Raw genomic sequence first — 10,835 nt, 5'->3', positions numbered from 1 at the left:
GCTGCAATGGCCTCTTCGCAGCACAAGGCTGCTCCTACAGGACTTGTGTTTCCCCTTGCAATCAACGCTGCCCCGACAGAAAACGCGCTTTCACGGGCTGATCATCAGACCAAAAAAAGGGCCCGCAAGGGCCCGTAGAGGTAAGTGGCTAGCGCCCTCAGGCGCTCTCGGCCTTGCGTGGTGCCATGAAGTACATCCACACCAGCGCCAGGAAATACATGGCCGGAATCATCGTGAACAACACGGCATAGTTGTTGTTGGTGGCGGTCAGCACGCTGCCGACGATCTGCGTCATGAACATCCCGCCAATCGCCGCGCACATGCTGCCGAAGCCGAACACCGTGCTCACCAGGTGCTTGGGCGTGTAGTCCATCACCAGGCTCCAGATATTCGCTGTCCACGCCTGATGCGCGCCGACCGCCAGCGAGATGGCGGCCACTGCGACCCACAGGCCACTGGCGTTGGCGGCAAAGACGACGCTGACCATGGTGCAGGCAAAGATCAGCATCGACACCAGCCGTGCGGTGGTGGCCCGCACTCCACGGCCGATCAGCCAGGACGACAGGATGCCGCCGCCGATGCTGCCAAAGTCCGCCGTCAGCCAGATGATGATCAGCGGGATGCCCATCTGGGTCACGTTGATGCCCAGGCTGTATTGCTGGTTCAGAAACGGCGGCAGCCAGTACAGGTAGAACCAGAACACCGGCGCGGTGATCGCATAGGCCACCGCAAACGCCCAGGTGCCACGCAGGCGCAGGATACGGCTGAACGGCACGCGGGTAGGCTCGGGTTCATCGTCCTGCTGGATGTACTGCACCTCGCTCTGGCGCACGCTGGGGTGGTCTTCAGGGTTGTAGTACTTCAACACCCACAACACCACCCACACCAGGCCCAGGCTGCCCATGGCGATGAACGCGGCCTGCCAGCCCCACACGGCGAGGATCAGCGGCAGCAGGGCCGGGGTGACCATGGCGCCGACGTTGGTGCCGGCGTTGAACAGGCCAGTAGCGATGGCCCGCTCACCCGCCGGGAACCACAACCGCACGGTCTTCACGCAGGCTGGGTAGTTGGCGGCCTCGGTCAGGCCCAGGATGAAACGGCAGACCATGAAGCCGGCCGCCGAAGTGGCCAGGCCATGGGCGCCAGTGGCCAGGCTCCACAGCAGTACGGCGAAGAAGAAGGCGCGTTTTACCCCGACCTTGTCGATCAGCCTGCCCTGCAGCAGAAAGCCGATGGCATAGCCGACCTGAAACCAGAAGTTGATGTTGGCGTAGTCCATCGCCGTCCAGCTCATCTCCTTGGCCAGCACGGGCTGCATGATGCCAAGGGCGGCGCGGTCGATGTAGTTAAGGGTGGTGGCGAAGAACACCAGGGCAAGCATGCCCCAACGGGTCTTGCCGACGCCAAAGGCGCCACGAAGCTTGTCGCCAATCGAACCCTGGTGCATCCGGGGCGCGGCGGGGGTGGTCTTGGTGTGGTTCATAAACTGCTCGTTTCTTGAAATTGTATTCAGCTGCGGTACTACAGGTGCGTGACCAAGTCCCAGGCAGGGGGCACGCAAGGCCGGTGCATGGTGCGCAGTGAAGGCGGCAGCGTCAATTCGAGAGACGGGCTACTGTTCGGTTACCGAACGGTTGCGTTGCCCTGTGGGCGCGGCAGGGATTCACGTCATTAAAGGGTAGAAGGCTTTCACCCTTGTTGCTTGATGGGCGCAGGCCAAGCAGGGAAGGGCAGGCTGTGCTGCACAGCAATGGCTACAGGCCAGGTTTGTGCGTGCACACCGACCATGCAGTTGCCCAGCTTTCGACCTCGGCGCGGCCGTACTGCTGAATCCACAACCTTACGGTTTTGTGCAGGGTGCTTTTTGCTTCTACTTCCTCCCCGGTATGAGGGTTTATGTAGTATTTGCTTTGCCGAGCCCTGTAACGTGCGGGCGATACGACCGGGGGTGGTTGTTGATAGACACCGTAACCCTGGGTTGCGATTTCACTCTCGATGATGGCCAGTATGTTCGATAGATTGAACTGATATTCGGCAAGCAGGTTGTGGAGTTTGCTTTCGAATTCGAATTCGCGGATGAGGCGCGGATCGATTTTTATGAATGAGAGTTCGGACTTTTTGGTCGCGAGTAGTCGTTCGAGGGCGCGGAACTCGGCGAGGCGGGACATGGTTAATCTCCATTGGGTGATGGGGTTAGTGTTAGAGGTTGCCGAACGGAAATGCAAGCGGCGAAATAATTTGAAGGATTTTTCTTGGTAAACCACCATGGCTTTGTGATTCGTGGAGTTGTTTAGTTTTATGAGCTTTGTGTAAGGATATTCCGACGCCGGAGGAACTAATGGTTTCAGGAAATTACCGTTGGTTAAAATGCCTGTGAGCGCTTGTTGGGTGATTGGGCCTAAAGACGGCCTAATCACGTGACTGACAGGTTTTAGAGTTAGGGGAATGATCTCGTTTGGGTTCTGGCGTTTAACCGGCCTCGGCTTAGTGCCGGTGTTTACTTTCAATCAATGAGCCAACCCTGGTCCCCCTCGATCAAAGTCCCTCCGTGGCTGGTGGTGTCTCCCTCCCGTGCTGCTGGTTGGCCCTCGATCATCGTGCAGGCAGCGCCGGTTTCGATGACGGCGCCGCAACTGATGCGGTCGCCCACCCGTGCGACGGCCCTGCCATCCACAAATGTTGCGCTTGCGCCTGTTTGCACGGTGCCTTCGCCATGGAGCGGGCAGCTATGACGATGGCCTACCAGTACGATGGGTTTCATTTGCGCTTCCTTTTGCGGGGTTGAACGGGGGGTTCTTCGAAGGCTGCTGGGGGCGGTGGTGCTGCTCGGACATTGAATAGTTTGCAGACGAAGTACCAACAGATGGCAACGGTGAGGTTGTAGGGGAACAGCACGGCCCAGAACGGCAGTTGCCAGTTCTTTTTGCCCTGCATTTCACCGGGCTCGCCGGTTCGCCAGGGCGCGTAGTGTTGCCAGGCTTCTGCCGGCGTCAGGCAGATGGCGTGCAGCGGTTTGTGCCACCAGTTGGGTTCGCCGGGCGGGGGGAGTTTGTCCGGGCCGTGGGCCATGAAATGACGGAGGTACTCCCAGACTTCAGCGACGTGTTTGACGCCGGGTTCGGTGGGTTCGTTGCTGTCGACCCAGAGACAGTCTTTTTGGTGGAGGCTGCCATCCTCCCGGCGAGGGGCGAATGCGAGGGCGTAACCGGTGCTGAATGATGAACCGCCGTATTCGGTGCGCTTGAAAATACCACCTCCGGTGTTGCTCCACTCAAAGACTAATACCTTGCTCAAGCGTCGGTAGTAGATTTTTTGAGTTGAGCGATTGAGGCAGAAACTTGATAAGTGTTTAATGAAATATATTCGGTAAATTAGAAATGGAAGGAAAATGAAAGGGCCTGTTGCCGTTCCAATGAGCAAAATTGGGCTGAAAGTGTATGGTTCCCAAGCTTCGTTGGATAGCAAATCAGGGTAGAGGAAAATTATCAATACTATTATCAATGCGCAGTACAGTTTTCCCATGAATACGGAATCTGTCACCCATGGGTTTCGCAGGCATAAAGTGTCTCCGGATAAGCTCAGAAGCTGCCCGCCAATGGCCGGCTTAGTTCGGGAGTCTGAGGTCGGGCTAAATATCCAGGTGGTTGTCATGATCAGCGCTCCAGACGAAAGATTGTATGGGTCTCATTGTCTTCGTCTAACCCTTGATTGGCGCTGTAAGCGAGGTGCAGTGAGACGTGATTTTGGTTGGCTAGCGTGTTTTCGAAAGACATAACTAGGCCAGCACCTACAGAGATGCGTGCGCTGCAGGCAGGGCCGGAGGTGGCATTGCTGACGGAGGCGTTAGTCATGCGCGCTTCCTTTTGCCCGAATGTGCCGGGAGCTCCTCAAACGCTTCAGGCGGTGGTGAGGCGACGCGAACATTGAACAGGCGACAGATGCCGTACCAGCAGATGGCGACGGTGAGGTTGTAGGGGAACAGCACGGCCCAGAACGGCAGTTGCCAGTTCTTTTTGCCCTGCATTTCACCGGGCTCGCCGGTTCGCCAGGGCGCGTAGTGTTGCCAGGCTTCTGCCGGGGTCAGGCAGATGGCGTGGAGTGGCTTGTGCCACCAGTTGGCTTCGCCGGGCGGGGGGAGCTTGTCCGGGCCGTGGGCCATGAAGTGTCGCAGGTATTCCCAGACTTCAGCGACGTGCTTTACGCCGGGTTCGGTGGGTTCGTTGCTGTCGACCCAGAGGCAGTCTTTTTGGTGGAGGCTGCCATCCGCTCGGCGAGGGGCGAAGGCGAGGGCGTAGCTGGTGCTGAAGGATGAGCCGCCGTATTCGGTGCGTTTGAATACGCCCCCTCCGGTATTGCTCCACTCGAAGACTAATACTTTGCTCAAGCGTCGGTAGTAGATTTTTTGGGTTGAGCGGTTGAGGCAAAAGTTTGATAAGTTTTTTATAAAATAAATACGATAAATTAGAAATGGAACGAAAGGAAATGGAGAAATTAAGAACAAAAGCATTAATGCAGCGTTTTTATTGTAGAGGTCTAAGGTGATTGGGAGGATTTGAGGGTAAAATCCGATGAGTGATATGACTGTTATTGCGCAGTACAGTTTTCCCATGAATACGGAGTCTGTTATCCATGGGTTTCGCAGGCATAAGATATTTCCGGATGCGTTTGCCAGCTGCCCTCCAATTGCAGGTTTGTGCCCAGAGTCTGACTTTGAATCGAATATCCAGATGGTTGCCATAATTAACGCTTCAGATGAAAGATTGATTGGGTCTCATTGTCTTCGTCCAAACCTTGATTGGCGCTGTAAGATAAATGCAGTGAGACATGACTTTGGTTGGCCAGTGTGTTCTCGAAATGAAGAACCAAACCACCACCTACCATGTGGCCGGTCGGGGCAGCTGGGAATACGTGCATTCCTTGGTCGTCATGTAGGGTGCTCAAACTTCCTGACCATTCGCTTACCCCAAGCACAAAGCCAGGCAGCAGCACGGTGAACTCAACGGTTGGTTGAGGTGTGGGTACTTCGTTATGGGTGATGGCAGTCCAGTTGGGCGGAGACCAGTGATCATTCCGATGCCATTTAGTGTCAACTTTAGGTAGGCCGAGTGACAGGGCCTGTTCGGCCGATAGTAGTTTTGGTCCGTAATGCTCGTTGTGCCAAGCTTTGACTTCAGTTTGTAGCGACCCGAAAGCAGGAAGTTTTTGCTCATAGTCCAAGGTAATGTCTGGGTGCACTTCCCCATCATTGATTCGATTACCGAAGACGCTGCGTGCTGCCCACAACTCAATTGGGCTGTGAAGGTGCTCATGGGCCTTGGCGTGTAGGTAAAGGCCTCCAGCAATGATGGCTACGCCTACTAGAACAAGAGCAGCTGCGGCCCATCCGGCAAAGGGCACAACTGATGTCACGCCGGCAACGGCCAGTCCTGCTTCAAGGGCGACAGCGGAGCCAATAGCCATGGTGAAACCACCAGCCATCGTGTAACTGGCTGCAGTTAGGTTACCGTTGTTATGCTGTCGCAGCGCCTTAGCACTGTCCGCGAAAAAACTAAATGCTATTGCCGGATAACCAGCCAAACGCGCAAACAGATTGCTGCTTAGAAATTTGATAATTCCATTGCCAAAGGCCATGCCTGGTGCGGTCGGACTCAATTTCAGCATTACAGCCTTCTGCGTTGCTCGCACGCTGACCATCGTCGCCGCCGCTGCACCGATCACTCCGAAAATCGATGAAGCAAAGCCCAAGGTGTATTCCGGTGCATCGTTCTTTTGCAGGCTGTTATAGGCCGTCTTCAGCGATAAGATGTTGAACCACAGCATCCCCGCGTTCAAACCACCGCCACCGCCCGAGGTGAGCAACCCGAGAAAGTTGGGCTTCACTCGCGCAGTGGTGGTCAGTTCTATCGATATTGTCCGGCTACCCGAGATGCGCAGTTGTTTCATTTCCTCAACCTGCGCCATACCGCTCTTCAAATACTTCTGTGCCTCCTGGCTAAATGGATTTTCCGTGATGGCCTGTTCGGTGATTCGATAGCGCGCTGCCAACAACCCCAACGCCTTCTCGGCATTCGCCTCCCGTGCCGCCAACAGCACCTGCTGACGCAGGCCATGACTGGCATCCCACCGTGTCTGGCCATGCAGGCGCTTGAGCACTACGGTATTGACCGCCTGGGCGGTAAGGTCGGTGATGTCGGCCATGGCCGGGAAGCGACCCACCAATCCTTCGATCACGTTGTCGCTCGCGCCGAACAAAGAGCCGGTCGAATCCGCCTTGTCCTTGAACGGGTTGAACGGCGCCAGGGCGGTGTACAGCGGGCTGTCGTGCTGGTCCAGCCATTGCTCCAGGCGTTTGAAGCGTCGGTCATGCTCTTCGGTGCCGGGTGTCGGCTGGCCCATCGGGTGAATCAGCAAAGCCAGCGAGATTTCCAGGCCGCGGGCGGAGGTGCGTTCGTCGCGGTCGTAACACGCCAGGGCGGCGGCCAGGCTGTAGGGGTTGTCGATATGTTGCGATTCGGCAGTGGCCAGCCAGGCGTCATGATCATTGCTGGCTTGCAAGGCCAGGTTGTGCAGCGCTGCAATACGCCGTTCCAGTTCATCGCGTTCAGCGAGGAAACGCCGGTATTTGGCGATATCGATGCGCTTCGCCAGGCGTGCGCCGTGGGGGGAGTAATCCTCATGGGTGAGGGCCTGGAAATGTGACTCGGCCGCAGACAGCGCAGGGCCACGCCGCTCCGTGCCAAGCCTGAACGCGGCCAGTTCAGGTGAAGGCGCATCGGCCGGGTACATGCTTTCCAGCGTCTTGTTCAGCAGCATGCCCACCAGGTTGCGATGGTGGAAATCGCGGCTTTGCACGCTCAGTTGCTCGGCATCCAGGCGGTAGCACGCCGGCACGCGTTCCTGCTCGGGAGGTTGCGCGGGTTTTGTGTGTGCCAGTTGCTCGGCGGGCATCAGGTCGCGCATTTGATGCTGGTAGGCCGAGACAGACAGGCTCAGGTCCAGGGCCATGCCTTCGGCGTCGGCGAGTGCTACCACCACCGGTACCTTCGGTTGGGTCCAGGGGTAGTGACGCGCCAAGGCGACCAGGTTGCCGATAGGCAAGGTTTCGGTGACCGGGTCGCTGCTCCAGGTCAGCGGCATGCGCCGTTCGGTTGGCTTGAAGTCTTCGACCCAGGTTTGCAGGGCACTGACCGGCAACACATGGGGCTGGGTGGACGGCGCCTGGTTGCCGGCGATCAGTTCGGCCATGTCCAGCTGGCGCATGTGCCGTTTGCGCAGGGCTGATGAACCGGTGATGCGGGCGGTCACGGCGTTGGTCCACAGGTGGGGGCTGTAGCCGATCCACACTTCCCTGGCGGTATCGGGGCAGGTATCGGCCCACACCCAGCCCATGCTCCGGCTGGAGAGGTAGCGATCACGCAGGTGGTAGTTTTCCAGCCCTTTGTAACTCAGTTCCTTGTAAAGACCCGCGCCAATGTACTCATGGATGACCAGCTTTTCGCCCTTCGGGCCTTTCATGAACACGTAGACATAACCCGGGCGCAAAGCGCGCAGGGTGTAGGCAGAGTGTTGCAGCGGGGCGAAGCCCTGTTCCAGGTTGAAACCTGCACCGGCATAGCGGCAGGCGGGCGTGTCGCCGGTGCGTGGCACGATGGCATAGCGCACTGGCAGGATGGGGATGCGTGCGCTGCAGGCAGGGCCGGAGGTAGCACTGCTGACACTGGCGTCATTCATGGGTGGGTTCCTTGCTTTCGATCAGTGCGTGCAGCTCGCGGAGGCGGCCTTGGGGTGACTCCTCAAGGTTGGTGTAGATCTTCCCCGCGTGGTCATCGCTCATGAGCCACATGTGGCTGGCAACCAGCCTGATGAATTGCCCAGCGACTTCCTCATCGCCAACGTTGAGGGCTTTCAGTTGCGGCAGCAGGCGTTCGATCCATTGCCGGATGTCGGCCAATGTGTGGGTGGCGTGCTGTGGCAGTGCCAACACCTCATGCGCCAACGTGAGCACGAAGTGCTCGTGCATGCCTGCTTGCAGCCGCTCAAGTTCAAGCTGGCGAAGGGGTAATGCATGTTCCTGATAAGAGCGGGCAGTGGTCGGGCTGCGCTCGAGCGTTTTCCACGCGTGCACCGGCCCCCAGTTGACTCGCCAGGCCAGCGACGTCACAGGGCCAAGCCACGTTGCTCGATGGTCTTCATCCAGTGCATCCAGCCAGGCCGCAAGGTGGTCAGGTTTGAATTGGAAAGTGGCCAGTCCCTGGTCTGGAAGCGCGATCTGCACAAGGCTGGTGAAGTGGTCTGCCAACTGGGCAAGGCAGATCTCGGCATCCAGCGCGATGGCACCGCCAATGGGCATCCAGGTCGATGTTGCATGGGCAAGCAGTTCGGGCGCTTCTGACACGTCTACCAGCAATGGCCCAAAGTCGTGACGGTCGTCCAGGGCGCTGCGCCTCCACAGCCAGGCGTGCTGGGTATTTCGGCTGATTTCATTGATGAGTTCCAGTACCGAAGGGGCATAGGCCGGGACCAGTTCGCCCTCTTGGGGTATTGGTCGGTAGGCCCAGTACTCGAGCACGCGGGTCAACAGCAACATGAACCGAGCGTTATTTGCGAAGTGCTCGTCTGGCAGCGCATTTGAAAGGGCGGTTGTCATTGGCCTGGCCCTCTGGTGCAGCGGCAGTCGGGCAAAGTGCAGGTGCCATCGGGGCGGCGTCCGCACTGGCGCTCCAGGGGCTTCCCATTGACCGGCGCGCCGCTGATGGAAAAGAGGTTGCTTGCCCCATCTGCCGACTTGAGCATCTGGCCGGTGATGCGAATCGTCGGGCTGTCCAGTGTGATGCCCGTTTCATCGATTCGAATGGAGCCCCCAGGGCCTTGGATGACCACTGCTTCCGATGCTCGAAGTTCATAACGGCGAGTACGTCTGCGGATATCCCCTCGGGCTTCAAGCTCGGCATGCCCTTCGACCTGCTGCTCAAGGTTGCCGCCAATGTGGGTGTGGTGATTGGCTGTGATCTGGTCGTGGCGGTGATTGCCGATGGTTTCCACACGATCCTTGGCGATCTTGATTGTGTGGTTTCGACCGATGTCGAGCGTGGCGTCATGCCCGATGGTGACGTGCTCATCGTTGCCGACCGTTTCATTACGGTCGTGGCCGATCAGGACTGATTCGTCGTTATTGACCTGTTCTTTGCGGTCATTGCCTACCTGCGTACTTTCATCGTGCCCGACCACATTGTTCTGGTCCTTCTGGGCATGAATGAACACTTCCTCCTGGCCCAGTTCGTCCTCAAAGCGCAGCTCATTGAAGCCATCGCCCTTGTGAGTCTGGCTCTTGATGGTCATGCGGGTCTTGTGGTGGGGAAGGTCGTACGGCGGCAGCTGGTTGCCACAGTAGGTACGGCCTGTGATCATCGGCTGATCGGGGTCGCCATTGACGTAATGGATGATCACGTCCTGGCCGATCCGCGGGATGGCCATCGAGCCCCAGCTGCCGCCGGCCCAGCCCTGGGATACCCGAATCCAGCAGGAACTGAATTCGTTGTCCTGGCTTTCGCGGTCCCAGGGGAAGCTGACCTTGACCCGGCCCCATTCGTCGCAGTAGATCTCTTCACCGGGTGGCCCGACCACAGTGGCCATTTGCGGGCCGTCAACGCGTGGTTTGGGCAACGGTGCCGGGCGCCACTCGGTTCTGCCCGGCACCAGTACCGCCTTTTGCTCGTATCGTGTGCTCTGGTCAGCCCCGGCAGCTTCCTCCTGCAGGCTGGTGAACTGGCTGCCTTCGTGGCTGACTATGCTTACCCGCCAATGTACATTCAGGTCTTCGCGCGGGTGGCCGGTCAGGGTGAAGCTCAGGCCCGGTTGCAGGCGTATATCGTCGCCTTGCACCTCGGCAATGCGCACGTCGTGGCGCAAGGCGGTGATGCGGTTTTCGGTGAACGGCTTGCCAACGGCATCGCGTTTGTAGCGGCCTGGGTAGTCGAAGCACTCATAGTCGGCGGACTGGTGCTTCAGATAGGGGCCTGAGGCCCTGTGTTCCTGGCGGTAGGCGGGGTGGGTGAAGGTGTAGTCGCGTTGAACCTGCCGTGCGGGACGCACCTGTTCGCTGTAGCGCAAGCACCGCAGGCAGGGTTGGGGCTGGTCGCCGCCTCTGTTGGCGTGGTATAGCACTGTGTAGGGTTTGGTTGATTCATCGCCATCGACAAACCCTTCATCGATGATCTTTGCTTTAGCTGCGTTGCACTCGATGTGCCCCAATGTCAGCAGTCGGTCGGTGATGATCAGCTTGTGATGCTTTTCAGTGTGCTCGAACCGATAGACCAAACCTTCTTCAGCAGCGATGCGCGCAAAAAAGTCGAGATCGGTTTCGCCGGCCTGTACGCAGAATTCCCGCGGGTGATAGTTGAAGCCAGTTCCGAATTGATACTGGGTTATGCCTTGTCGCTTCAGCATCAGTTCGAGAATTTGCGGCGCAGTCTTGTGCTGGAAGATGCGCCAGTTCGAGCGCAGTCTGGCGCGGGCCAGTTGCGGCTCGACCAATGCGTGATAGTAAGTGCGGTGGAAGCCGCTCTCGCCCTGGCTGAAACTGCTGACCAGGCCGTGCACGTAGCGGACGGGGCGTTCACTGTCGCAGATGGTGAACAGCACGGGCTTGTCGAGCAGGTGGCCGAAGTCGACATCATGTTCGAGGCTGATGAGTTTCAGGGTCAACTTGAACGGTTGGCTGAGTTCCTCCTTGAGCTCGAACGACACCACTTCGAATTCAGTTTTTCCGACCAGGGGCTGGAAGCTGTATCGCAAATCAGATTGGGTAGGCATAAGCAGTCGTTGTCCGCCGTCTG

Annotated in this window: 9 protein-coding genes; all 9 read right to left on the bottom strand. The window is 58.1% G+C overall.

The genetic code is table 11. The features are described 5' to 3' along the window. Positions 1-157: 157 nt before the first annotated feature. Entirely contained in the window at positions 158-1,447 is a 1,290-nt protein-coding gene (locus ACN6NG_RS18110; protein ID WP_474315326.1) for an MFS transporter, read from the bottom strand. Positions 1,448-1,754: 307 nt separating this feature from the next. Next, positions 1,755-2,168 (bottom strand): histone-like nucleoid-structuring protein, MvaT/MvaU family, encoded by a 414-nt coding sequence (locus tag ACN6NG_RS18105; RefSeq protein ID WP_063422955.1) that lies wholly within the window; start codon positions 2,166-2,168, stop codon positions 1,755-1,757. Between the two features lie 335 nt (positions 2,169-2,503). Beyond that, complete coding sequence (locus tag ACN6NG_RS18100) at positions 2,504-2,761, bottom strand: PAAR domain-containing protein (protein WP_063422956.1); 258 nt, start codon at positions 2,759-2,761, stop codon at positions 2,504-2,506. Continuing rightward, positions 2,758-3,651: a DUF6708 domain-containing protein gene (locus tag ACN6NG_RS18095; RefSeq protein WP_063422957.1), complete on the bottom strand. Its 894-nt coding sequence runs from the start codon at positions 3,649-3,651 to the stop codon at positions 2,758-2,760. Before ACN6NG_RS18095 ends, ACN6NG_RS18100 begins: the two co-directional genes overlap by 4 nt. Before the next feature lie 2 nt (positions 3,652-3,653). After that, the gene (locus tag ACN6NG_RS18090) at positions 3,654-3,851 is read right to left on the bottom strand and encodes a hypothetical protein (RefSeq protein WP_063422958.1); all 198 of its coding nucleotides are present in this window, start codon (positions 3,849-3,851) and stop codon (positions 3,654-3,656) included. Then, positions 3,848-4,738: a hypothetical protein gene (locus tag ACN6NG_RS18085; RefSeq protein WP_474315317.1), complete on the bottom strand. Its 891-nt coding sequence runs from the start codon at positions 4,736-4,738 to the stop codon at positions 3,848-3,850. The genes ACN6NG_RS18090 and ACN6NG_RS18085 overlap by 4 nt, the downstream gene beginning before the upstream one ends. 2 nt (positions 4,739-4,740) lie before the next feature. Then, positions 4,741-7,731 carry a T6SS effector BTH_I2691 family protein gene (locus ACN6NG_RS18080; RefSeq protein WP_474315314.1) on the bottom strand — a complete coding sequence of 997 codons (2,991 nt, stop codon included), beginning with the start codon at positions 7,729-7,731 and terminating at the stop codon, positions 4,741-4,743. Then, on the bottom strand, positions 7,724-8,647 hold the full coding sequence (locus tag ACN6NG_RS18075) for a DUF4123 domain-containing protein (protein WP_063425697.1): 924 nt from the start codon (positions 8,645-8,647) through the stop codon (positions 7,724-7,726). The genes ACN6NG_RS18080 and ACN6NG_RS18075 overlap by 8 nt, the downstream gene beginning before the upstream one ends. Next, positions 8,644-10,812 carry a type VI secretion system Vgr family protein gene (locus ACN6NG_RS18070; protein ID WP_063425699.1) on the bottom strand — a complete coding sequence of 723 codons (2,169 nt, stop codon included), beginning with the start codon at positions 10,810-10,812 and terminating at the stop codon, positions 8,644-8,646. Before ACN6NG_RS18070 ends, ACN6NG_RS18075 begins: the two co-directional genes overlap by 4 nt. Positions 10,813-10,835: the final 23 nt, after the last annotated feature.

This window comes from Pseudomonas sp. TSO6, assembly GCF_056098905.1.
This window is presented reverse-complemented; position numbering and strand designations above follow the sequence as displayed.